The sequence below is a fragment of the Nocardia sp. NPDC055002 genome (assembly GCF_053608825.1).
The window spans coordinates 107,575-130,648 of record NZ_JBSGWE010000009.1 but is presented as its reverse complement, the minus strand read 5'-3'; the positions used below and the strand labels follow the sequence as shown (position 1 = coordinate 130,648).

Below are 23,074 nucleotides of genomic sequence, written 5' to 3'. Positions count from 1 at the left end.
CTCAGTATCGCCGGGCCGAGTGGTACGGGGTGGTGTTGATCGGCGCGACAGCGACCGGCACGCCGAACGTGGAGGCGTGCACCATCATTCCGTTGCCCGCGTAGATGCCGACGTGGGTGATGTCGGGATAGAACAGGATCACGTCGCCGGGCAGCAGTTCGTCCTTGGACACCGGCGTGCCGTAGCCCGCCTGCTGGGAACTGGTGCGCGGCACGTTCTTGCCGACCTGTTTGAACGCCCACTGCACGAGACCGGAGCAGTCGAACTGATCGGGCCCGGTGGCGCCCCAGACATACGGATCGCCGACGCGGGTGAGGGCGGCGGCCAGCGCGCTGGTGCCGCTGCCGGGGACCAGGCCCGCCAGCAGCGAATCACGGTCGAAGCCAGGGGGGAACGGTGAACCGGCCAGCGTCGACTTGTCGCGAGCCGAGAGCTGACTCCACGCCTCGACCACCGAGGTGGTCGAGGCGGCGAGATCCTGGCGTTTGCGTTCGACGTCCGCGCGCACCGCGTCGGCGGCGGTGGTCGCGGCGTGCGCCGCCTCGGCGGCCGTGCGGGCGACGGCGTCGGCCGCGGTGGCGGCGTCGGCGGCCTGCTTGAACTGGCGGACCGTATCGGTGGTCTGCTGGGCGAGCACGTCCAGCGTCGACATCTTGTCCAGCAACTGCTGCGGGGAACCGCTCGACAGCACGGCGAACATGCTGTTGGTGCGCACGCCGGTATAGGCGGCCACGGCGGTGCGGTCGATCATCGGCTGGAACTTGCGCACTTCGGCGCGGGCGGCCTCGACGACCGCGGAGGTGGCGGCGACCCTGTCGTCGGCTTCGCGTTGCAGCGCGAGCTTGGCGTCGAGATCGCCTTGCGCGGTGAGAGCGAGCTGATTGAGCTGTTCGGACTGACGAGAGAGGTCGACCATGCGGGAGATCGCGTCGGTCGCGGTGGTCGGCAGGGCCACGGGGTCGGCACCGGAGGGACCGGCGGTGTAGATCGCGCACACCAGGATCGCGGCGGAAAGGGCTCCGGCGAAACCACGCGTGGCGTGCGAATTCCGGTGGTGTGCAGTCACAGTGGCCCGTGCCCCGTTCTCTCGTTGTCCGCCGATACAGCGCACTACCTGAGCGCGATCTCCTCGTCAGCCGAGAAGGTCTCGATCAGGTTACGGAACTGCATGCAGTCGTGTCCAGTAAAGGTACGTGCGCCGTCCAACCCAGTGGACGGCGCACGTACCCGGACGATCAGTGCCGTGACGGTGCGCACTTCCCCGCGAATCGCGCATCACGCGGCATTCGATCAGAAGCGTCGAGCGCCCGCGAACGGCATCGACGACAGCGACGCGATCTGAACGGGGGTGCCCGCGGTGGAGGCGTGCACGACGTTGCCGTCACCGGCGTACAGGCCGGAGTGGCCGCCGCCGTAGAACGACACCATGTCGCCGGGCTGCAGGGCGTCGATGGAGACCGGGGTGCCGGCGCCCAGCTGGGCGTCGCTGGTGCGCGGAATGTCCATGCCCGCCTGGGCGTAGGCCCACTGGACCAGGCCCGAGCAGTCGAAGGCGTTCGGGCCGGCGGCGCCGTAGACGTAGGGCGAGCCGATCTTGCTCAGCGCGGCATCGAGGGCGATGTCGGCGGCGGTGGCGCGCGGTGCGGTGAAAACCTGCGGCGCGGCCGGGATCTCGATCCCGGGGACGCCCTGGGGCAGCGGAATCTCGTTCGGAACCTCGAAAGTGCCGATGCCGGGCACGGTCACCGGGGTGGCCGATGCCGGGGCGGCCGGCAGGAGGAACGCGCCGATGGTGGCAGCGCCGACGGCTCCGACGGCAACGGCACGCTGCGCCTGACGCTTGACGGTGTTGTTCGCCATGATGCGGAACTTCCAATCTGCCCCACGACGCCGTGTCCGTTTGACGCGGCGGGCTTCGTCTCGCTGACCGTTTCCGATCGGCGGGACTCCGTGAGGTCTCAAAAAGGTTACGAAGACATCACGGGGGTTTGTAAAGTCGGACATCGGTCCAAAGGGGGTTTCGGCTGATATCACCGAAGAATGTGTGCGAGCTGAGTCACACCCGATCACGAAACGATAACGCCAGGTCGCGGCGTTCGAGATTTCCGGGTGCTACCGGCGCGTCGCCAATAGGGTTCGCGCGGCGATTGTGGTGCCCAGAATCGGTAAATCCGCAGGTCGTGCAGGCTCGGAGCGCGGTTTGCCTGCGTGTCGGACGGTCCGCCTCACGGGCGGCGCGCCGTAAGCTGCGGCGCGCGCAGAGCGGTAAGGCCGATTACCCATTGAAATCTGATGAACTCATGTGAATTCGATAAGAATGTGAGCCCGGTCACAATTCAGTTTGATCTTGGGCATTTTGTTCGCATCAGAACGAAAGTCTCGCGCCGAATTGTCGGCTCCGAAGATCACGGCCCCGGGTCGTACCGGGCCGCGGGCCGGGTCGCCGGGTGGTATCCGCCCCTCGCCGCTTGGCGGGAAAATCGCTGAGGCGGTTACGGTACGGCCACGTCAGGCGGCTGATCGGCTGAGTGGTGACCGAGTTCGGGCGAGCTTGTCGGACCCCCGTCCTACGCTGCTCGCCGTGCCCGATCCCGTTCCGCTCCCGGCTGCCGCCCGGCAGTTGGCCTTCGACGAGCTCGATACCCCGCTGTATGCCACCACTTTCGTCGTCGTCGACCTCGAAACGACCGGGACCAGCGCTGATCGGGACGCGATCACCGAGATCGGGGCGGTGAAGGTGCGCGGCGGCGAGGTGCTGGGGGAGTTCGCGACCCTGGTGAATCCGGGGTACGCGATTCCGCCCGCCATCGTGCAGATCACCGGGATCACCACGGCGATGGTCTACGAGGCGCCGCGGATCGAGGGAGTGTTGCCGGGGTTCTTCGAGTTCGCCGCCGGCGCAGTGCTGGTGGCGCACAACGCGCGCTTCGACACCGCGTTCCTCAAAGCGGCCGCGGCCCGCCAGGACATCGCGTGGCCCAATCCGCAGGTGTTGTGCACGGTGAAGCTGGCACGGCGGGTGCTCACGCGAGACGAGGCCCCATCGGCGCGGCTCGGGGTGCTGGCGCAGATCCTCGGTGCGTCGACGACACCGACGCACCGCGCGCTCGACGACGCCCGCGCCACCGTCGATGTGCTGCACGCGTTGATCGGCCGGGTCGGCAATCAGGGCGTGCACAGCCTGACCGAGCTGCTCGACTATCTGCCCGGCGTCACCGGAACCCAACGCGCCAAGCGCACTTTCGCGACCGATCTGCCTGCCGTGCCCGGCGTCTATCTCTTCCGCGGACCGTCGGACGAAGTCCTCTATATAGGGACTGCGGTGAATCTGCGCCGTCGCGTCCGCAACTACTTCACCGGCTCGGAGACCCGCGGCCGGATGAAAGAGATGGTGGCACTGGCGATTCGGGTCGACCACGTGGTGTGCGCGCACGGCCTCGAAGCCGGGGTGCGCGAGCTGCGGTTGCTCGCCGCGCACGCGCCGCCGTACAACCGCCGCTCGAAGTTCCCCAAGCGTGGGTGGTGGCTCACCCTGAGCGAGGAGGCGTTCCCCCGATTGACCGCGGTGCGCACCCCGACCCGAACCGCGATGGGGCCGTTCAATTCCCGGACCGACGCCGTCGACGTGGCGTTGACGATCGCTGAATTCGCCGGAATCCGAACCTGCGCCACCCGGCTCACCCGCACGGCGAAACACACCTGCCCGCCCACGGTGGTCGGTGGCTGTCCCGCCGCACGTCACGACGGCGATCTCGACGCGACGAGCTACGCGCCGGCCGTCGACGCGGTCTGCGACCTGTTCACCGGGCGCTCCGACGCTGTGCTCCGCGCGATGATCGATCGCATCGAAACATATGCCACCGCAGAGCATTTCGAGGCAGCTGCCCGTTTGCGCGACCGCACCGCCACCGTTGTGACGAAACTGCACCGCACCCAGCGTCTGGCCGCCCTCGCTCGCCTCGCGGAACTGATCATCGCCCTGCCCGACGGTGCGGGCGGCTGGGAATTCTCCGTCATCCGCCACGGCCGCCTCGCCGCGGCAGGCACCGCGGCCCGCGGCACCCCGCCGATGGCCGTTGTCGATCAGATCGTCGCCGCCGCCGAAACCGTGATCCCCGACCTGGGCACCGCGTCGCCGGGTAGCGGGACCCAGCGTCCCCTCGAGGGCGTGGTCGTCGACCTCGACGCCCGCGTCCCACCCCTGCGTGGAGCCCCACCGGAGGAAGTCGGCGTCATCGCTCGCTGGCTTGCCAAACCCGGCGCGCGGATCGTGCGGACCAGCGACGGGTACCACGAACCGCTGCACGGTGCGGCGCGCTGGGTGGGATGGGCCCAGCTCGCGCGCGCGGCCGCCACCACCAGGAGCGAACAGGAGGAGTATCTGGCCGAACGTTGACACCGAGAACACCAGCCTCCGTGCGGGCCGGCGGTCTGGCCGAACGGCCGGGAAGTCCGTCCTGGATCATGGACGACGACTCCGTGCACCGTGGCGGGGCCCGAGGACAAGGAGCAGCGGCGGATGTTCGTGAAGGTGTGCGGTCTGACCACCGAGGAACAGATCGACTGGGCGATCGAGCTCGGGTACTCCGCGATCGGCGTCATGGTGACGACGAAGAGCAAGCGGTACCGCACCCCCGAACAGGCACGCGCGCTCGCCGGCTACGCGCGTGGGCGCATCACCACTTTCGCCGTCGCCCTGGAGGCGAGCGAGGTCGCCGAGGTGGCGGACGCGTTCGACGTCGTGCAGCTCTACCGGTGGACCGACCTGCCGAACCTGGCCTTCTGCTCCTCGAACCCGCCGGAACCGGGTCAGACCAGCGAATACTTCTTCTATGACGCCAGTGCGGGGACCGGTGTGTTCGAAGAATTCCCCGACTGGGTTCGTGCGCAACCGGGCCGGGTGGTGCTGGCGGGCGGCCTCGACCCCGACAACGTCGCCGATGTCATCGCCCGGCACCGTCCCTATGGCGTGGACGTGTCCAGTTCGGTGGAAACGGCACCCGGGGTGAAGAGCTATGACCTGATGCGTCGGTTCAAAGCGGCCACCGAGCGGCCCGAAGTTCTAGAGTGATCCCATGATTACCGCGATCGTGATGATCCAGGCGCAGAACTCTCGCATCCCCGAGACCGCGCAGGCCCTCGCCGACACCGAAGGAGTCGCCGAGGTGTACTCCTGCGCCGGTGACGTGGACCTGATCGCGATCGTGCGCGTGCGCGACCACGCGCGCATCGCCGAAGTGGTCACCGCGGGCATCGACAAGGTGGAGGGCGTGGTCCGCACCACCACCCACATCGCCTTCAAGTCCTATTCCAGCGCCGACGTGGAAGCCGGATTCTCGCTGGGGGAGTGAGCCTTCGGGCTCAGCTCTCGTCGAGCGTCCTGGTGAGTTCGGCCCAGCTCTGCAGCAGCTTCGCCGCCGCCCCGCTGTCCACCGCGGCGGCGGCGCGCTCGAGCCCGTCGGTCAGCGCCGCGTCCAGGTCGAGATCGACATCGCCGACCCCGCGCGAGAGATCGTAGGCCACGATCGCCGCGGCCGAGTTCAACAGCACCGCGTCACGAACCGGTCCGGCCGTCCCCGCGAACACATCGCGCGCGACCTGGGCGTTGACCTCGGCATCCCCACCACGCAGGTCGTCCAGATCCACCCTCGCGATGCCGAGCCGCGTCGGATCGATCAGCGTTTGTCGGATCCGCCCCCCACTGACCACCCACACATCGGTCAGATCCGAGGTGGTGATCTCGTCGAGCCCGTCACGCCCACGCACGACCAGCGCACTCGACCCACGCTCCTCGAACACCCCCGCGATCACGGGTGCGAGATCGGCGAACGCGCACCCGATCAGCCCGGCGCGCGGCTGGGCCGGATTGGTCAGCGGGCCCAACACGTTGAACACGGTCGGGATGCCGATCTCCTTGCGCGCGGCCCCGGCGAAACGCAGCCCCGAGTGGAACAGCGGCGCGAAACAGAACCCGATCCCCGCCTCGCGCACCGATCGCGCCACCGACTCGGGTCCGAGCGCGAGCTTCACACCCAGCGCTTCGAGTACATCGGCACCACCGGACTTCGACGACGCCGCCCGGTTCCCGTGCTTGACCACGGGGACCCCGGCCGCGGCCACGACCACCGCGGACATGGTCGAGATGTTCACCGACCCCGAACGATCGCCGCCGGTGCCGACGACATCGACCGCGTCGCCGTCGACGTGGACCAGCCGCGCGTGCCCGAGCATCCCGGCCACCATGCCCGCCAGTTCGGTCGGCGTGGGGCCCTTGATCTTCATGGCGACGCCGAACGCCGCGATCTGGGCCGGGGTGGCGTTGTCGGTGAAGATCTCGTCGATCACCCAGGTGGTGTCGTCCGCGGCCAGGTCGCCACCGTCGGCGAGGGTTCCGAGCACCTGGGGCCAGCTGCGCACGCTCATCTGCTCTGCTTCTCCTTCGACGACACCGTTGCGCCACTGTAGATCGGGCGCGCGGAGGTGGCGCAAGATCTTTTGCGCCGTCGGGCAAAGTTTACGGGGCGGTGCGCGGGGGTTGCAGCGCGTCCCAGCCGTCGGCGACCCCGTCGTGGCGCTGGGCGAGCCCGGCCATCCGCGAGCGTTCCTGCGAGCAGGTCAGTGGATCGAGCCGTTGCACCCGCTGCAGGATGACCGGGACCAGGTCCTCGGCCGGCGCGGCGGCCTCGGCGCGTTCGTATCCGTCGTACCCGGCGATCTCGCACGCGGCCTCGATCTGCCCGGCGGGCAGCCGCAGATGGTGGCGCAACACCGCATCGGCCTCCCGATCCAGCTCGCTCGCCCGATCCAGCGCGGTCGAACACGCCTCGACATCGTCGAAACTCGACGCGACCACCACGAGATCGTCGCGCCCCGGGTCCAACTCCCGCGCCGACCCACCGAACAGCCGCCGCCACATCCGCACCACGACCATCGCCGCCTCCTCGTCTCAGCCTATCCACATCCAACGCTGTCACAATGGGTTGTCGCGCGGTCGTCGCCAACACGCCGACGGAAGTCGTGGACCCCCTCTGTGCGTGGGTTTTCCGACTTGCGCCACAAACTTTCGTACCCGGGTACATGTGTCGTACTACGAAGAGTCATACTTACCCCGTGACGACCGCAGTAGGCACCCCAGGATCGGCCATTACTCAGCGTGTGCATTCGCTGAACCGGCCCAACATGGTCAGCGTCGGAACCATCATCTGGCTGTCGAGCGAGCTGATGTTCTTCGCCGGACTGTTCGCCATGTACTTCGTTGCTCGCGCGCAGGCGCACGGGAACTGGCCCCCGGAGCCGACCGAGCTGAACATGAAGCTCGCGATTCCGGTGACGGCCGTGCTGATCGCGTCCTCGTTCACCTGCCAGATGGGTGTGTTCGCCGCGGAGAAGGGCGACGTGTTCGGCCTTCGTCGCTGGTACACCATCACCCTGCTGATGGGCGCGTTCTTCGTCGCCGGGCAGGGCTACGAGTACTACCACCTGGTGGAGGAGGGAACTTCGATCGCCGGCAGCTCGTACGGCTCGGTTTTCTACATCACCACCGGCTTCCACGGTCTGCACGTGATCGGCGGTCTGATCGCGTTCGTGTTCCTGCTCGTCCGCACCACACTGAGCAAGTTCACCCCCGCCCAGGCCACCGCCGCGATCGTGGTGTCCTACTACTGGCACTTCGTCGACATCGTCTGGATCGGGCTGTTCGCCACGATCTACTTCGTCCGATAGCGCGCGGCGCACACAGCATTTGCACAAGTCGGTTCCGTCTACTCCAAAGGGACACAGATGAGTTCATCTCCCCCGTCGGCCCCAGAGCCCGCCGGCCACGGCGCCGGGCAGGACGCACAGGCCGCCAAGGCGCGTAAGCAGCGCCGTGCCCGTCGTCGTATCGCGGGTGCTCTCGCGCTGATGATCGGCTTGGTCGGAGCCGGCTTCCTGGCTACTGCGCTCACCCCGCAGGCGCAGGTCGCGACCGCGCACGAGGACCAGTCCGCGCTCATCCGCGAGGGCAAGCAGCTCTACGACACCTCCTGCGTGACGTGCCACGGCGCGAACCTGCAGGGTGTCGCCGACCGTGGTCCGAGCCTGATCGGCGTCGGCGAGGCCGCGGTCTACTTCCAGGTCTCCTCCGGTCGCATGCCGATGGCCGCCAACGGCGCCCAGGCGCTGCGCAAGCCGGAGAAGTTCGACGCGCACCAGACCGACGCGCTCGGCGCGTACGTCGCCGCCAACGGCGGTGGCCCCTCGGTGATCCGCGACGCCAACGGTGAGATCGCCCAGGAGTCGCTGCGCGGCGACGACATCGCCCGTGGCTCGGAGCTGTTCCGCATGAACTGCGCCTCCTGCCACAACTTCACCGGTCGCGGTGGCGCGCTCTCCGGCGGCAAGTTCGCGCCGCCGCTGGCCGAGGCCAGTGAGCAGCAGATATACCAGGCGATGGTCACCGGCCCGCAGAACATGCCCAAGTTCTCCGACCGGCAGCTGACGTCGGAGGAGAAGCGCGACATCGTCGCCTACGTCAAGAACTCCGCCGAGGAGAAGTCACCCGGCGGCTGGGATCTCGGCGGGTTCGGTCCGGCGACCGAAGGTTTGGCGATCTGGGTCATCGGCATCACCGCCGTGGTCGGCGCCGCGATGTGGATCGGATCGCGGTCATGATCGGTCAGCGCGCGGAGGCGGCAGCGCAGCGTAACCACGCAGCGCGCCCGAGCATGACGAATTGGATGCAGCCATGAGTGGACAGGAGCACAGCGACATGGGTCGCGAACCCACCGAAGACGAACTGGACGCGATGTCGCGTGACGAGCTGGTCGAGCTCGGCACCAATCGCGACGACGTCGATGTCGTCTACCGCAACGAGCGGTGGCCGGTGCCGGGCACCAAGGCCGAGAAGCGCGCCGAACGTGCGGTCACGTTCTGGTTCGCCGTCTCCGGCCTCGCCGCCGCCGCGCTCATCGGTGTCTTCCTGTTCTGGCCGTGGGAGTGGAAGGGCTACGGCGACGAGGGCCACAGCGCCTACTCACTGTTCACCCCGCTCGTCGGCCTGACCTTCGGCATCTCGGTGCTGGTCATCGGTGTCGCGGTGGTGCTGATCCGCAAGCGGTTCATCCCCGCCGAGATCTCGATCCAGCAGCGCCACGACGGCCCCTCCGACGAGGTCGAGCGGCGCACCCTGGCGGCCGAGCTGCAGGACGCGCTCGACACCTCCACCCTCGGTCGTCGCAAGATGATGCTCGGTACCGCGGGCGCCGGTGTCGGTGTGCTCGGTATCGGCGCACTGCTGGTGTTCGTCGGCGGCATGGTGAAGAACCCGTGGGCCAAGGGCGACAAGTCGCCGCTGTGGGTCTCGGGCTGGACCCCGGACTACCCGGGCGAGACCGTCTACATCCGCCGCGACACCGGTCGCCCCGGCGACATCGTGCTGGTGCGTCCCGAAGACCTGGACGCCGGCTCGATGGAAACCGTGTTCCCGTGGAAAGAGAAGTGGCGCGGCGATGAGCACGCCACGCTCGAGTCGCTGCGCGGTATCCGCAACGCGGTCATGATGATCCGGTTGCGCACCGAAGACGCCGAGAAGGCGATCAAGCGCAAGGGCCAGGAGAGCTTCAACTTCGGCGACTACTTCGCCTACTCGAAGATCTGCACCCATCTCGGCTGCCCCACCTCGCTGTTCGAGCAGCAGACCAACCGGATCCTGTGCCCCTGCCACCAGTCGCAGTTCCTCGCGACCGAGTGGGCAAAGCCGGTCTTCGGTCCTGCCGCCCGCGCACTGCCTCAGCTGCCGATCACCGTCAACTCCGAGGGCTTCCTGGTCGCCGCAGGCGACTTCATCGAGCCGCTCGGCCCGGCCTTCTGGGAGCGTCGTTCATGAGCGTTGTGGCCAATCAGGCAAATGAGATGGACGAGCGGTATCGCGCCGCCGCGTTCATGAAGCGTTCGATCAACAAGGTCTTCCCGACCCACTGGTCGTTCCTGCTGGGTGAGATCGCGCTCTACGCGTTCATCATCCTGCTGCTGTCGGGTGTGTACCTGACGCTGTTCTTCGACCCGTCGATGACCCACGTGGTCTACGACGGCGCCTACCAGCCGCTGCGCGGCGTCGGCATGTCGCGGGCCTACGAGACCGCGCTCAACATCTCCTTCGAGGTGCGCGGCGGTCTGTTCGTCCGGCAGATCCACCACTGGGCGGCCCTGCTGTTCGCGGCGTCGATCATCATCCACCTGTTCCGCATCTTCTTCACCGGCGCGTTCCGCAAGCCGCGTGAGGCGAACTGGGTGATCGGCTCGCTGCTGCTGATCCTGGCGATGTTCGAAGGCTTCTTCGGCTACTCGCTGCCCGACGATCTGCTCTCCGGTACGGGTCTGCGCGCCGCGTTCTCAGGTATCACCATCGGTGTCCCGGTCGTCGGTACCTGGCTGCACTGGCTGATGTTCGGCGGCGACTTCCCCGGCGACATCATCATCCCGCGCCTCTACATCGCGCACGTGCTGCTGCTGCCCGGCATCATCCTGGCGCTGATCGGCGCGCACGTCGCGCTGGTCTGGTACCAGAAGCACACCCAGTTCCCCGGACCGGCCCGCACCGAGCACAACGTCGTCGGCGCGCGCATCATCCCGGTGTTCGCCGCCGACCAGGGCGCGTTCTTCGCGTTCACCCTCGGCATCGTCGGCATCATGGGTGGCGTCCTGCAGATCAACCCGATCTGGAACCTCGGTCCGTACAACCCGTCCCAGGTGTCGGCGGGTTCGCAGCCCGACTTCTACATGATGTGGACCGACGGTATGGCGCGTCTGATGCCGCCGTGGGAGCTCTACCTGGGTCGGTACACGATCCCGGCGGTGTTCTGGGTCGCGCTCATCATGGGCCTGGTGTTCACGCTGCTGATCGCCTACCCGTGGATCGAGAAGCGCCTCACCAACGACCACTCGGCGCATCACAACCTGCTCCAGCGTCCGCGTGACGTGCCGGTGCGTACCGCGATCGGCGCCATGTCCATCGCGTTCTACGTGGTGCTCACGCTGTCGTGTGTCAACGACATCATCGCGCTGAAGTTCGACATCTCGCTGAACGCGACTACCTGGATCGGTCGTATCGGCGTGCTGTTGCTGCCGCCGATCGCGTACTTCATCACCTACCGGTTCTGCATCGGTCTGCAGCGCAGTGACCGGGCGGTGCTCGAGCACGGCATCGAGACCGGTGTGATCAAGCGTCTGCCGCACGGTGAGTACATCGAGGTGCACCAGCCGCTGGGCGGGGTCGACGCACACGGCCACGCCATCCCGCTGGAATACCAGGGCGCCCCGGTGCCCAAGAAGATGAACAAGCTGGGTTCGGCGGGCAAGCCCGGCACCGGTAGCTTCCTCAAGGCCGATCCCAAGGCCGAGGGCGAGTCCTGGGCCGAGATCGAGGAGAACGAGGAGCACCGGATGCTCACCGTTCTCGCCGAGCAGCAGGCGATCGCGAACAACAGCGAGCCGTTCGGTCACTGATCGAGCATCGCGAACAACGAAGGCCCCGAGTCGAATTCGACTCGGGGCCTTCGCTTTTGTCCTACCGGCGCGGTGTTCTACAGGCGCGGAGTGCGCCGATATGTCTCGATGGCCTCGAACTTGGCCAGGTTGTGGCGGGCGTCGGCGAGTGCGTCGTGCGCGTCATCGGGGATAGGCGGCAGGGCGGGGCTGCCGTTGACGGCCCAGTGCTGGCGCAGTTCGTTGGTGTAGCGCGGCATGCCCTTGGGCAACGCTGTCATGTCACCCCACAGTTGGCACAGCGCCACGTGGTCGTACGCGCCGACCCAGGCCCACAGCTCCGGCTGCACGCTGGGCCGGGGCAGGAAGAACTTGAACAGGTCGTCGCGGATCTGTTCCCTGGTGCGATACAGCGGCGACCCGGCGGCCGGCAGCTTCGGCAGCACATGCTTGCGCACCCACGGCCCGGCCCGCCCGGCGTCGAATTCGGTGGAGACCGCGTAGTACTCGCGCCCGTCCTCACAGACGACGCCGATCGAGATCAGGTCGATCGTCACCCCATCCTCGATGAATTCCGAATCGTAGAAATATCGCAGGGAGATCGCCTCTTCGTGCCGGTGGGTTGCTCGTGGGCTCCGACGCGACGGGCGATGGACCCCACGATGGGTCGACGAAACCCTATGTGGGCGCTCTGTGCGTGTTTCGCACGGGTCGGCGGTGGCTTCGCGGGTACGCCGGATAGTCGCCCGTGCGCGCGGGTCGTATTCTGATCTGGTGACCTGGACCGTCGACGTACCCATTGACCGCCTGCCGGAACTGCCGCCGCTGCCCGAAGAGCTGCGTGGTCGCCTCGATGCCGCGCTGGCCCGGCCCGCTCTGCAGCAGCCGTCCTGGGACGCCGACGAGGCCGCCACCATGCGCACTGTGCTGGAGAGCGTGCCACCGATCTGCCTGCCCGCCGAGGTGGAGGACCTCAAGGCACAGCTGGCCGCTGTCGCGCGCGGTGAGGCGTTCCTCATGCAGGGCGGTGACTGCGCGGAGACCTTCGCCGACAACACCGAGCCCCACATCCGCGGCAATATCCGCACGCTGCTGCAGATGGCCGTGGTGCTCACCTACGGCGCGAGCATGCCGGTGGTGAAGGTGGCGCGGATCGCGGGCCAGTACGCCAAGCCGCGCTCGTCCGACACCGATGCGCTGGGCCTGAAGTCCTACCGCGGCGACATGGTGAACTCGCTCGTCGCCGACGAGGCCCTGCGTCGCCACGACCCGTCGCGTCTGGTCCGTGCGTACGCCAACGCCAGCGCCGCGATGAACCTGGTTCGTGCCCTGACCAGCGCGGGCACGGCCGACCTGCACCGCCTGCACGACTGGAACCGCGACTTCGTCGCCCAGTCGCCCGCGGGCGCGCGCTACGAGACCCTCGCCGAGGAGATCGACCGCGGTCTGCGCTTCATGGCCGCCTGTCAGGTCAACGACCCGAGCCTGAAGACCGCGCGCATCTACGCCTCACACGAGGCGCTGGTCCTCGACTACGAGCGCGCGATGCTGCGGCTGAGCGAGTCCGAGACCGGTGAACCGCTGCTCTACGACCTGTCCGCGCACTTCCTGTGGATCGGTGAGCGCACCCGTCAGCTCGACGGCGCCCACATCGCGCTGGCCGAACTCCTCGCGAACCCGATCGGGCTCAAGATCGGGCCCACCACCACGCCGGAACTGGCCGTGGAATACGTCGAGCGGCTCGACCCGAACAACGAGCCCGGCCGGCTCACCCTGGTCGCCCGCATGGGCAACGGCAAGGTGCGCGATGTGCTGCCCCCGATCATCGAGAAGGTGCAGGCCACCGGCCACCAGGTCATCTGGCAGTGCGACCCCATGCACGGCAACACCCACGAGTCGTCCACCGGTTTCAAGACCCGCCACTTCGACCGCATCGTCGACGAGGTCCAGGGCTTCTTCGAGGTGCACCACGCCCTCGGCACCCACCCCGGCGGGCTGCACATCGAGCTGACCGGCGAGAACGTCACCGAGTGCCTCGGCGGCGCCCAGGACATCTCCGATCTCGACCTCGGCGGCCGCTACGAAACGGCCTGCGACCCGCGCCTGAATACCCAGCAGTCCCTGGAACTGTCGTTCCTGGTCGCGGAAATGCTGCGCTGAATCAGCGGGACGAGCCCGGGGCGGTCAGCGGGGACCGCGCCCGGGCTTTTCTTTGTCCTTCTCGGGATCCTTGCCCCTTCAAGGCAGGGCGGTGAGCGTGACGACGCTGCCCGCCTCCACATTCGAGTTGAAGCCGGGTACCTGGCCGATGACCAGGGAACTGTCCGAATCGGTGAGGGATTTGACCTCGACCCGTAGACCGAGCTGTTGCAGTTTGGACCGGGCACTGCCGACGCTTTGACCCATCACATTGGGGACCTTGACCGCATTCGACACGATCAGCGTCACGGTATCGCCCGATTGCAGGGTGGTGCCGACGGCCGGCTCGGTGGCGATGGCCTTGTCGCCCTCGACGCTCTTGTCGAACTGCACGCGTGTCTCGCGAACGACCAGGCCCGCGGTGGTCAGCGCACTCGCTGCCTCCTCGGCGGTCTTGCCGCGGACATCGGGCACGTTCACCGGCTGGGAACCCTTGCTGCGGTACACCTTCACCTGCGCGCCCATCGGCAGGATCGTGCCCGGCGCGGGCTCCACCTTGGCCAGCGAACCCTTCGGTGCGGTACTGGCCGCCTCGCCGCTGTCGATGGGCTGCAAACCGGCATCGCGGATCGCCTGGTTGGTGGCGCTGAGCTGGTCGCCGGGCTTGATGTCGGGCACCCGCGGTTTGCCGTTGGAGATCAGCACCGCGACCGTGGAACTCTTGGTCACCCGCGACCCGGCCGACGGATCGGAGCCGACGACCCCGCCCACCGGGACCGTGTCGGAGGCCTTCTGCCGTAACTCCGTCTCGAAACCGGCTTCCTGCAGGACCGCGACGGCCCGCTCGGAGTCCATGCCCGCGATCGGCGGCACCGCGGTGTAGCGACCGACGCCGATCCACCAGCCGCCGATACCGACCAGCAGGGTCAGCGCGGTGACGATGCCCACCCACACCAAACCTGTTCGGCGCGAATGATCGTCGCCACCGCCGAACGCGCTCGCCGCCGGTGCGGGGGCGTACTCCTCCGGGCGCGGGCGCGGTGCGGTGACCACCCGGGTGTGGTGCGGTTCGGGCGCGGGGGAATGGTGCGCGGCCATCGGCGGCGGGGTCGCCGGGCGCTCGCCGGGATGATGCGCGGCACCGGTCTGATAGCTCTCGCTGAGATGTTCGGCCGAATCGCGCGGTGCGGGCACCCGGTAGGGCGGCAGATTCAGCTCCATCGCGATCGTCTGCAGTTTCGCCGCCATCTCGTTGGCGTCGGCGAAGCGCTGCGCGGGGTCGCGGGAGGTGGCCTTGGCGACCAACGCGTCGAATTCGGGCGGTACGCCACCGATGAAGTTGCTCGGGGCGGGCACATCGTTCTCGACCCGCTGATACGCCACCGACAGCGAGTTGTCGCCGGTGAACGGCACCCGCCCGGTGAGCAGTTCGAAGATCAGGACGCCGAAGGAGTACACGTCGCTACGGGCATCGGCGGTGCCGGTGGTGACCTGCTCGGGGGAGAGGTAGGCGGCCGTGCCGAGGATCACGCTCGCGGAGGTGGTGTTGGCCGCGGCCACGGCACGGACCAGGCCGAAGTCGGCGATCTTCACCTCGCCCGCGTCGGAGATCAGCACGTTCTCCGGCTTCACATCGCGGTGGACCAGGCCCGCGTCGTGGGCGGTGCCGATCGCGCGCAGCACCGGCTCGGCCACGGCGCGCACGGCGTGTGGCGGCATCGGCCCGCGTTCGCGCAGCAGCTCACGCAGCGTGCCGCCCTCGACCAATTCCATGATCAGGAACGGGTATTCGCCATCGACGCCCTGGTCGTACACGGCGACCAGCGACGGATGCTTGAGCTTGGCCACCGCCCGCGCCTCGAACTCGAAACGGCTGAGGAACTGCGGGTCACCGGCGAACTTCGGGTCCATCACCTTGATCGCGACGGGGCGATCGAGCCGGGTGTCGGTCCCGCGGAAGACCATCGACATCCCGCCGCGAGCGATCGGCGCATCGATGCGATAGCGCCCTTCCAGCATCTGGCCGATCAAGTGATGTCCTCCGGCATTCAACCGGCCGCCGTGTGCGGCCACCACGATGGTAACCGGGTGGTGTGGGCATGCCAGACGATGCGTGCGCGCCGACACGTACTACCGTTGTGGGAGTGAGTGCCTTCCCCTGCAGCGACGACGTGCTGCCCGACACCGAAACCATCGTCTCGCTTCCCGAGGCGGCCGATATTCTCGGCATCCCGGTCACCTCGGTGCACCAATTGCTGCGTGACCACCAGATCCTCGCGATCCGCCGCGACGGCGTCGCGGGCATTCCGTCCCGGTTCTTCGATTCCGAGGACGAGATCGTCCGCATGCTTCCGGGCGTGATCACCGTCATGCGCGACGCGAAGTACACCGACGAGGACATTCTCGGCTGGCTCTACACCGACGACCCCTCCTTGCCCGGCCGCCCGGTGGACGCTCTGCACGGGCAATTGGCCCGCGAGGTGGTTCGCCGCGCGCACGCCGAACCCTTCTGACCGTCACACCGCAGGATCGCGCGCGACCACGATCAGTGGCCGTTGCCGGCGAACCGCAGTGACCAGCGGTGGCCGCTGGGGGTCGTGAAACCCTTGGCGGCGACCAGGATTCGGCGACGGTGGGGGACCGTGGCCCGGGTGGTGAAGACCTGGTAGTCGGCCGCTTCGATGCGGTCCAGGATTTCGGCGTAGAGGACGGCGGCGGTGGTGATCGCCGGGCGTACGCGGGGGGCGAGCAGGGCGATGCCGGGGAGGGCTTGCCGGTAGATGTCGCGGTTGACGGCGATCAGGTGGGCCAGCGCGCGCCGCAGCGGTGCGTCGGTGTGGCCCCGACGACGGCAGTCGCGCAGGTGGGCTTCGTCCACGCCGAACGCCGTCAGCTCGTCGAGGGGCAGGTAGACGCGGTCGCGGTCGAGGTCTTCGGCGACATCGCGCAGGAAATTGGTGAGCTGGAAGGCCTCGCCGAGGGCCGCGGCGGCCGGTTCGGCCTCGGTGACGGGGACGACGGTGCCGAGGACCGGCAGTAGTTGCAGGCCGATGGCCGCGGCGGATCCGCGCATGTACTCGCGGAGCTCGCTCATCGTTGCGTAGCGGGTGCGGTGGGTGGCCGTACCGGGGACGTCCATACGCATGGCGTCGAGGAAAGTCCAGATGTGGGTGTGCGCGATGTCGTAGCGGCTGATGGTGTCCGCGGCCGCGGTGATGATCTGATGGCGGCGCGGGTCGGTGGTGTCGAGGTCGCCGTGTTCGAGGGCCAGTCGCAGGTGTTTCTCGACGAGGTCGAGGTGCTGGGCGGGGGAGACGTCGACGACCTGCGGAGGTTCACTCGGTACGGGAGCGTGCGGCTGGGCCGAGGTTCCGGCGAGCCGCGCTGGGGCGCGTCGACCAGCGATGAGATCGGTCGGAGCGAGGCTGTGCCGGGCGCCGTCGCGGGGGTCGAGGACGCGGGCTGGGTTGTCGGCATGGTCGACGATGTCGTCGACCATCCGGGCGAACGCGTACAGCGCGTGTACGGCCTGCCGACGTTCCGGTGAGAGCAGTGTGGTGGCCAGGTAGTAGGTGCGCCCGTGCTCGGCGGCGATCCGCCGGCAGCTCGCGTAGGCCGCATCCAGATCGGCGGTCAGCGGTCGGGCATCTCCGGACACGTTCACGGTGTCGTGTCGAAGCCTCTGCGCGCGAGGGCTCATGCTCGAACTGGCGGCGCCGATTCCGTGGCAACGGCCTTCGAACCGGCCGAACGCAGATGCAGCGGATCGACGGTGCGCAGCGACACCGCCGCGACCACGGCGGCGAAGGTCGCGAGCGCGACATGCCAGAAGTTGTAGAGGCCGATCGACCCGTCGGGCTGGAACACCAGCATCAGCCATGTGCAGATCCCGACCAGCCACATCAACGTGCGGGTCGACATCGCGAACCCGGCGGCCAGCGCGAGCGGCCACGAGTAGTACCAGGGCAGCGCGGCGGGGGAGAGCAGCACGATCGCGACGAAGGCGATGATGATGCCCATCACGGCCTCACGCTCACTGTGCCGGAACCGCCACCAGGTCGCGACGAGCAGCGCGACCATGGCGATCTGGCACAGCAGGCGGGTCACGTCCAGCACGGAGTTGAAATCGAGCGGGGTCACCCAGGTGACCATGTGCGCGAGAATCGTCGGCAGCGACAGCCAGTTGATGATCTTGTTCGAGCCCTGCAACGCGGTGACCCAGCCGAAACCGACTCCCGCGATCACCGACGCCGCGCCGAACACCAGCGCGAACACGCCCACGCCGATACCGGCGATCTTGGCGAAGACGAACAGCGGGTGCGGCATATCCGCGGACGGTCTGGCAGCGTCGGGGTGTTTCTGTTCTTCGGCGAGTGCGGCGTCGGAATCCACCGCGGCTCGCCGCTCGGCGGCTCGCCGTTCCTTCTCGTGCAGAATCCAGATCCACACCAGGAACGGCAGTGCCACGCCTGCCGTCGCCTTGATCGCCACGCCGATGGCGACCACCACGATGCCGGCCACATGATGGCGTTCGAGCACGAGCGCGACGCCCGCGCACATCAGCCCGACCATCAGCATCTCGTTGTGCACGCCACCGATCAGATGCACCAGCACCAGCGGGTTGAGCACGGCCAGCCACAGCGCGACCGTCGGCTTTCCGCCCAGATGCTTGGTCAGATACGGCACCGCCCACATCATCAGCGCCAGTCCGGGCAGCATGACGACGCGCAGCGCGATGGTCCCGGCGATGACGTTCTCGCCGGTGAGCGAGGTGATCGCACGGCCCATCAACAAGAAGACGGGGCCGTACGGGGCGGTGGTGGTGGTCCAGACCGGGCTCACGTTGTCCAGCAGCACGCCGGGATTGGCGACGGGACCCACCTGATAGGGGTCGAAACCGTCACGCAACAGGGCACCCTGGGCGAGGTAGGAGTAGGAGTCACGGCTGAACATCGGCGCCGCGAACAGCAGGGGCGTGATCCAGATTCCGACGATCGCCCGCAACTCGTTGAGCGTGACCGTCGATTCGCCCTTGCCGATGGTGGTGCGACCCAGCCGGACCCACGCCGTGATCATCAGCAGCACGCCGATCCAGATCACGATCGTCGACAGCACGTATCCGTGGCCGAATCGCAGCCACGACAGGTGCAGCGCTTCGAGCAGCGGATCGCGTTTGCGAACAGCCCCCGCACCGAAGCCACCGAAGGTGATCATCATGGCGCCGAAGAAACCCATCAGAGCGGCGTGGCCCTCGGGGCTCCTGGCGAACTCGCCTGCGGTGCGCAGCCAGGTCCGGACGCCCGGGTCGCTCCCGGCGGGTAGGTGACGCTGGCGCTCGAGGGTGCGCGTGTTGTCCATGGTGCCTACGGTCGTCTCGGAGGGCGGCATGTTCGGTCGGTCCCCCCGGATGGTCGGCGGTCGCAACCGCGAGCTGATAAGTCGGCCGTCAGTTTACGGCTTCAAGTTGGAACACTAACCCGGTGGTCGGTACCGGCGTGTGCCCGGCTGCCGGTGATTCGTGCCGCCGCCAGCTTGCCGGACAGCAGTGTGGTGGGCACACCCACCCCCGGAGTGGTGCCGCAACCTGCGAGAACGACGTTGTCCACACCCCTTGGCAGATTGCGTGGCCGGAATGGCCCGGTTTGCCGGAATACATGGGCGAGGGAGAACGGAGTGCCCGCGATCATGCCCTGGGCGGCCCACGTGGCGGGTGTGTCGAGGTGGTCGACGCGGAAATGTTCGGCGATGCCGGTGTAGCCGCGCTGCTCCAGTACCCCGAGCAGCTCGCGCAGGTAGGCGGGGGCGAGCCGGTCCCAGTCGAGCGGGGCGGCGGTCAGGTTGGGGCACGGCGCGAGCACCGACAGTGGTTCGAAGCGCCCGGTGGCCCGGTCGACGAACTGGTCGGCGTCGGTGAGCGCGGGCCGGGTGAGCAGCAGCGACGGATCGCTCATGAGCCGGCCGCGGCCCTTGCGCGCGGCGATCTCGGCGAAGGTCTGTGCCCAGGCGGCGCCGAACTCGATGGTGTGATGGGCCTGTACGGGCCAGCGTGCGGCGACTTCGGCCGGGATGGTGCCGTGGGCGACGACGGCCGAGGGAGAGGCGCGCAGGCCGCGACGGTGGCGCAGGCCGAATGTCGGCAGTGAGCCGATATCGGCGGTGAGGACCACCGCGTCGCAGGGGTAGGTGCGCCCGTCGGCGGTGCGCACCGCTTCGGCGCGTCGGCCACGGCCCTTCTGCCCCTGTCCGTTCGGTGTCCGTGCGGGGCGATAGTCTATGCCGTCGACGTCGGCATTCAGTACGAGCTGACCACCCGCGGCCGTGAACGCCTCGGCGAGCGCCGCCGTGATCGCGCGCATTCCGCCTTCGGGGAAGTAGACACCCAGGCAGGTGTCCATGTTCGGGATCGCGCCGTAGACGGCGAGCGCGTCGTCCGGCGACATGCCCGCGTACAGCGCCTGGAAGGTGAACAGCCTGGTCAGTCGTTCGTCGCCCAGAAAGGACCGTACGCGTGGCCCGAGTTTGCCGAAGCCGCCGAGCTTGGCGAGCGCGGTGAGCGCGGCCCTGGAGCGCGGTGTGCGCACCATGTCGAGCGGCGAATCGAAATCGGCGTTCATGAACTCGTCGAACTCGGCGTCGTAGACGCGGCCGAGCCAGTCGCGCAGTCGGCGGTAGTTGCGCGCTTCGGTAGGCCCACAAGCACTTTCGACCTCGGCGGCCATCAGATCGGCGTCGTCGAAGACGCGGATGTCGCTGCCGTCGGCGAAGCGTGCGTGATAGGCGGGCGCGAGGCGGTGGATGCGCAGGCCCACGCTCTGCCTGGTGTGCCCGACGGCGGCCAGCGCGTCGTCGATCACCTCCGGCAAGGTGAGTACCGTTGCGCCGCTGTCGATCTCGTAGTCGTCGAACCGGTATCGACCCACCCGGCCGCCCGGATGATCGGCCCGTTCCAGCACCGTCACCTCGCGACCCGCGCCCCGCAGGTGCAGCGCGGCCGCCAGACCTGCCAGCCCGGCTCCGACTACGACGACGTGATTCCCTTGTCCCACAACACTTTTCCTATCAGGCTGCGCGGCGAGTGGCAGCCAGTGCCATGGTGTGGAGCAACTGCTTGGCCTCCGGCGTCGCGGAACTGGTCGCGATGGCGGCGAGCCCGGTGTCGGTGAGCTCGGTGATCCGGCGCTCCACGTCGTCGACCGCGCCCAGGTCGGTGAGCACTGCGCGCAGCCGGTCGACGGCGTCGTCGTCGAGGTCCGTGCCGAGGCCGGTCCGGATCAGCGCGGCGGAGGCCGGATCGGCCCGGCGCAGCGCCTCGGCGATCAACACGGTCCGCTTGCCCTCCCGCAGGTCGTCGCCCGACGGCTTCCCGGTCACCGCCGGGTCGCCGAACACGCCGAGCAGGTCGTCACGCAGCTGGAACGCGATCCCCACGTCGGTTCCGTAGATCCGCAGCGCGTCCACCAGTGCCTCGTCGGCACCCGCCAGCGCCGCGCCCAGATGCAACGGCCGTTCGATCGTGTACGCGGCGGTTTTGTACCGGTTGATCCGCAACGCGGCCTCGACCGACTCGTCGCCGCCCGCCTCGCCGTTGATGTCGAGGAGTTGCCCACCGAGCACCTCGGTCCGCATCCGGGCCCACACCGGCGCGAACCGGGTCAGCGCCCGCGGGCTCAAACCGGCCTCGTGCACCAGATCGTCCGCCCACGCCAGCGCGAGATCGCCGATCAGAATCGCGACCGCCGAGCCGTAGGCGGCGCCGTCGCCGGGCCAGCCCGCCGCCGCGTGCCGATCCTCGAACTCGATGTGCACGGTCGGGAACCCGCGCCGAGTACGCGAGGAGTCGATGATGTCGTCGTGCACGAGCGCGCATGCCTGCACCAATTCCAGGGCCGAACAGGCGGTGAGTACGGCGGCGGCATCCGGCCCGGCGGGATCGCCACCGGCGCCCAGCCAGCCGGTCCACGCGAATCCCGGTCTCGTGCGCTTGCCGCCACGAACCACGAACTGTCCGAGCGCTTCGACGGCGTCGAGGAAGACGGGCCCCAGCGGCTCGACGATCTCACGCCGGGTGGCGAAGAAACTGGTCAGCACCTGTTCGACAGCGGCGACGAAGGCCGGTGTGCCCGGGGTCAGCGCGACGAGATCGACCGAGGTCAGAGCGTCGGCGGCGGACCGGGATAGCGGGGTACCGATTCCGGCGGACAGGGCGGCCTCCAGGGGCGAAGTGGGCGAACAGCGGGACCGGTTGGGCACTCGGTGGTGCGGTCACCAGCGTTGTCTCGAACGATACGCGGGCCGACCGGGCGCGCTCGCGGCGCACAGGGCCGCTGCGACGCAGCCCACATCCGGGTTTCCGCAGTGCTGCCGACCGCGGGCCCGTCCATCGGCCTTGACGCATTGTCCGGTGTTCGGCGCCCGGTTTCCCAGTCGGTGCCGGGGCGTCATCGCCTCCCACTAGACTGAGCCGGTGGATTTCGACAATGGACGGGGAAGTTCGACCCCAGATCGACCCGCCCAGCGGCCGTCGATCGTCTCGAACACCCCCTCGGTGGTGCAGAGTCTGCGCACCCATTCGGGCAACGGCGTGCCGTTCTCCGTGGAGTTCAACCCTCCGCGCGACGAAGCGGGCGAGGCTCGGCTGTGGCGCGCGGTTCGCGAGTTCGAACGCATGCATCCCGCCTTCGTGTCGATGACCTACGGCGCGGGCGGGTCCACCCGCGACCGCACCGTGCGTATCACCGGTGCGCTCGCGCAGGAAACCACCCTGCTGCCGGTCGCCCACCTCACCGCGGTCGGGCACAGCATCGCCGAACTGCGCTCCCTGATCGGCTCGTACGCCGACTCCGGCATCTGCAATGTCCTGGTCCTGCGCGGTGACCCGCCCGGTGACCCGCTGGGCGAATGGGCCAAGCACCCCGGCGGGGTCGAATACGCGGAGGAACTGGTCCGCATCGTGCGCGATCTCGGGGACTTCCACGTCGGCGTCGCCTCGTTCCCCCAGGGCCACCACCGCTCGCCCGACCTCGACCACGACACCCACCACCTGGCGGCGAAACTCCGTGCGGGAGCGGAGTATTCGATCACCCAGATGTTCTTCGACGTCGAGCACTATCTGCGTCTGCGCGACCGCGTGATCGCCATGGACCCCATCGAGGGCGCCAAGCCGATCATCCCCGAGCTGATGCCCATCACCTCCCTGCGCACGGTCGCCCGCGCCGAAGAACTCAGCGGCCGCCCCGTCCCCGCCGACGTGGTAGCCCGCCTCACCCGCGCGGCAGGCACCGGCCCGGAGGAAGACCGTGCCGCCGTCCGCGCCGAAGGCATCCAGATCGCCACCGAAATGGCCCAGCGCCTCACCGAAGAAGGCGCCCCCTGCCTCCACTTCATCACCTTGAACTTCGCCAAGGCCACCAGCGAAGTCCTCACCAACCTCGGCTACGGCGTATCCGCCGCCCCCCTCAGCGCCTAGGAACAG

20 protein-coding genes are annotated in these 23,074 nt (G+C 68.4%); 10 read left to right on the top strand and 10 right to left on the bottom strand.

From position 1 onward, the window contains the following. Window position 1: 1 nt before the first annotated feature. Window positions 2-1,066: an NlpC/P60 family protein gene (locus ACWF99_RS29285; protein ID WP_378636579.1), complete on the bottom strand. Its 1,065-nt coding sequence runs from the start codon at window positions 1,064-1,066 to the stop codon at window positions 2-4. 224 nt (window positions 1,067-1,290) lie between these two features. Next, the gene (locus ACWF99_RS29280; protein WP_378636581.1) at window positions 1,291-1,860 is read right to left on the bottom strand and encodes a C40 family peptidase; all 570 of its coding nucleotides are present in this window, start codon (window positions 1,858-1,860) and stop codon (window positions 1,291-1,293) included. Between the two features lie 721 nt (window positions 1,861-2,581). On the opposite strand from ACWF99_RS29280, the gene ACWF99_RS29275 reads away from it, so the two are divergent. The 3 genes from ACWF99_RS29275 to ACWF99_RS29265 all read left to right on the top strand — a co-directional run bounded on the left by ACWF99_RS29275 (window position 2,582) and on the right by ACWF99_RS29265 (window position 5,351). Continuing rightward, window positions 2,582-4,396, top strand: coding sequence for a DEDD exonuclease domain-containing protein (locus ACWF99_RS29275; protein ID WP_452537950.1), 1,815 nt, complete (start codon window positions 2,582-2,584; stop codon window positions 4,394-4,396). Window positions 4,397-4,519: 123 nt separating this feature from the next. Then, window positions 4,520-5,071 carry a phosphoribosylanthranilate isomerase gene (trpF, locus tag ACWF99_RS29270; protein ID WP_378636586.1) on the top strand — a complete coding sequence of 184 codons (552 nt, stop codon included), beginning with the start codon at window positions 4,520-4,522 and terminating at the stop codon, window positions 5,069-5,071. Between the two features lie 4 nt (window positions 5,072-5,075). Beyond that, window positions 5,076-5,351 carry an Lrp/AsnC family transcriptional regulator gene (locus ACWF99_RS29265; protein ID WP_378636588.1) on the top strand — a complete coding sequence of 92 codons (276 nt, stop codon included), beginning with the start codon at window positions 5,076-5,078 and terminating at the stop codon, window positions 5,349-5,351. A 10-nt stretch (window positions 5,352-5,361) separates the two neighbouring features. Here ACWF99_RS29265 and trpD read toward each other — a convergent pair whose 3' ends face one another. Then, the gene (trpD, locus tag ACWF99_RS29260; RefSeq protein ID WP_378636591.1) at window positions 5,362-6,423 is read right to left on the bottom strand and encodes an anthranilate phosphoribosyltransferase; all 1,062 of its coding nucleotides are present in this window, start codon (window positions 6,421-6,423) and stop codon (window positions 5,362-5,364) included. Between the two features lie 91 nt (window positions 6,424-6,514). Beyond that, window positions 6,515-6,931, bottom strand: a complete 417-nt coding sequence (locus ACWF99_RS29255; protein ID WP_452537949.1) for a hypothetical protein — start codon at window positions 6,929-6,931, stop codon at window positions 6,515-6,517. A gap of 179 nt (window positions 6,932-7,110) precedes the next feature. On the opposite strand from ACWF99_RS29255, the gene ctaE reads away from it, so the two are divergent. From ctaE to qcrB, 4 genes are all read left to right on the top strand, one after another. After that, on the top strand, window positions 7,111-7,722 hold the full coding sequence (gene ctaE / locus ACWF99_RS29250; RefSeq protein ID WP_301905794.1) for an aa3-type cytochrome oxidase subunit III: 612 nt from the start codon (window positions 7,111-7,113) through the stop codon (window positions 7,720-7,722). 57 nt (window positions 7,723-7,779) lie between these two features. Next, window positions 7,780-8,652: a cytochrome bc1 complex diheme cytochrome c subunit gene (gene qcrC, locus ACWF99_RS29245; RefSeq protein WP_378636596.1), complete on the top strand. Its 873-nt coding sequence runs from the start codon at window positions 7,780-7,782 to the stop codon at window positions 8,650-8,652. A gap of 73 nt (window positions 8,653-8,725) precedes the next feature. Beyond that, entirely contained in the window at window positions 8,726-9,865 is a 1,140-nt protein-coding gene (gene qcrA / locus ACWF99_RS29240; protein WP_358071506.1) for a cytochrome bc1 complex Rieske iron-sulfur subunit, read from the top strand. Further along, window positions 9,862-11,484, top strand: coding sequence for a cytochrome bc1 complex cytochrome b subunit (gene qcrB / locus ACWF99_RS29235; RefSeq protein WP_378636599.1), 1,623 nt, complete (start codon window positions 9,862-9,864; stop codon window positions 11,482-11,484). Before qcrA ends, qcrB begins: the two co-directional genes overlap by 4 nt. Window positions 11,485-11,561: 77 nt before the next feature. Here the strand turns inward: qcrB and ACWF99_RS29230 are convergent, their stop codons facing one another. Continuing rightward, a complete protein-coding gene (locus tag ACWF99_RS29230; protein WP_378636821.1) occupies window positions 11,562-12,059 on the bottom strand; it encodes a polyadenylate-specific 3'-exoribonuclease AS in 498 nt (165 codons plus the stop codon). 178 nt (window positions 12,060-12,237) lie between these two features. Between ACWF99_RS29230 and ACWF99_RS29225 the strand changes: the two genes are divergently transcribed. Further along, a complete protein-coding gene (locus tag ACWF99_RS29225; RefSeq protein WP_378636602.1) occupies window positions 12,238-13,623 on the top strand; it encodes a class II 3-deoxy-7-phosphoheptulonate synthase in 1,386 nt (461 codons plus the stop codon). A gap of 78 nt (window positions 13,624-13,701) precedes the next feature. On the opposite strand, the gene pknB is transcribed toward ACWF99_RS29225, so the two are convergent. Beyond that, complete coding sequence (pknB, locus tag ACWF99_RS29220; protein WP_378660571.1) at window positions 13,702-15,621, bottom strand: Stk1 family PASTA domain-containing Ser/Thr kinase; 1,920 nt, start codon at window positions 15,619-15,621, stop codon at window positions 13,702-13,704. A 125-nt stretch (window positions 15,622-15,746) separates the two neighbouring features. On the opposite strand from pknB, the gene ACWF99_RS29215 reads away from it, so the two are divergent. Then, a complete protein-coding gene (locus ACWF99_RS29215) occupies window positions 15,747-16,115 on the top strand; it encodes an Rv2175c family DNA-binding protein (protein ID WP_378636605.1) in 369 nt (122 codons plus the stop codon). A 32-nt stretch (window positions 16,116-16,147) separates the two neighbouring features. Here ACWF99_RS29215 and ACWF99_RS29210 read toward each other — a convergent pair whose 3' ends face one another. From ACWF99_RS29210 to ACWF99_RS29195, 4 genes are all read right to left on the bottom strand, one after another. Next, window positions 16,148-17,266 (bottom strand): phytoene/squalene synthase family protein, encoded by a 1,119-nt coding sequence (locus tag ACWF99_RS29210; protein WP_452537948.1) that lies wholly within the window; start codon window positions 17,264-17,266, stop codon window positions 16,148-16,150. Between the two features lie 32 nt (window positions 17,267-17,298). Beyond that, window positions 17,299-18,960 (bottom strand): alpha-(1->6)-mannopyranosyltransferase A, encoded by a 1,662-nt coding sequence (locus tag ACWF99_RS29205; RefSeq protein WP_378660424.1) that lies wholly within the window; start codon window positions 18,958-18,960, stop codon window positions 17,299-17,301. Between the two features lie 101 nt (window positions 18,961-19,061). Continuing rightward, window positions 19,062-20,648: a phytoene desaturase family protein gene (crtI, locus tag ACWF99_RS29200; protein WP_378636613.1), complete on the bottom strand. Its 1,587-nt coding sequence runs from the start codon at window positions 20,646-20,648 to the stop codon at window positions 19,062-19,064. A gap of 13 nt (window positions 20,649-20,661) precedes the next feature. After that, on the bottom strand, window positions 20,662-21,816 hold the full coding sequence (locus ACWF99_RS29195; RefSeq protein WP_452537992.1) for a polyprenyl synthetase family protein: 1,155 nt from the start codon (window positions 21,814-21,816) through the stop codon (window positions 20,662-20,664). 250 nt (window positions 21,817-22,066) lie between these two features. Here ACWF99_RS29195 and ACWF99_RS29190 point away from each other — a divergent pair, with 250 nt between their 5' ends. Next, window positions 22,067-23,068, top strand: a complete 1,002-nt coding sequence (locus tag ACWF99_RS29190) for a methylenetetrahydrofolate reductase (RefSeq protein ID WP_378636616.1) — start codon at window positions 22,067-22,069, stop codon at window positions 23,066-23,068. Window positions 23,069-23,074: the final 6 nt, after the last annotated feature.

Coding starts and splice junctions, on each gene's coding strand:
- ACWF99_RS29280 (WP_378636581.1), bottom strand. CDS start 1,860: ATGGCGAACAACACCGTCAAGCGTCAGGCGCAGCGTGCCGTTGCCGTC.
- trpF (WP_378636586.1), top strand. CDS start 4,520: ATGTTCGTGAAGGTGTGCGGTCTGACCACCGAGGAACAGATCGACTGG.
- ACWF99_RS29265 (WP_378636588.1), top strand. CDS start 5,076: ATGATTACCGCGATCGTGATGATCCAGGCGCAGAACTCTCGCATCCCC.
- trpD (WP_378636591.1), bottom strand. CDS start 6,423: ATGAGCGTGCGCAGCTGGCCCCAGGTGCTCGGAACCCTCGCCGACGGT.
- ACWF99_RS29255 (WP_452537949.1), bottom strand. CDS start 6,931: ATGGTCGTGGTGCGGATGTGGCGGCGGCTGTTCGGTGGGTCGGCGCGG.
- qcrC (WP_378636596.1), top strand. CDS start 7,780: ATGAGTTCATCTCCCCCGTCGGCCCCAGAGCCCGCCGGCCACGGCGCC.
- qcrA (WP_358071506.1), top strand. CDS start 8,726: ATGAGTGGACAGGAGCACAGCGACATGGGTCGCGAACCCACCGAAGAC.
- qcrB (WP_378636599.1), top strand. CDS start 9,862: ATGAGCGTTGTGGCCAATCAGGCAAATGAGATGGACGAGCGGTATCGC.
- pknB (WP_378660571.1), bottom strand. CDS start 15,621: ATGCTGGAAGGGCGCTATCGCATCGATGCGCCGATCGCTCGCGGCGGG.
- ACWF99_RS29205 (WP_378660424.1), bottom strand. CDS start 18,960: ATGGACAACACGCGCACCCTCGAGCGCCAGCGTCACCTACCCGCCGGG.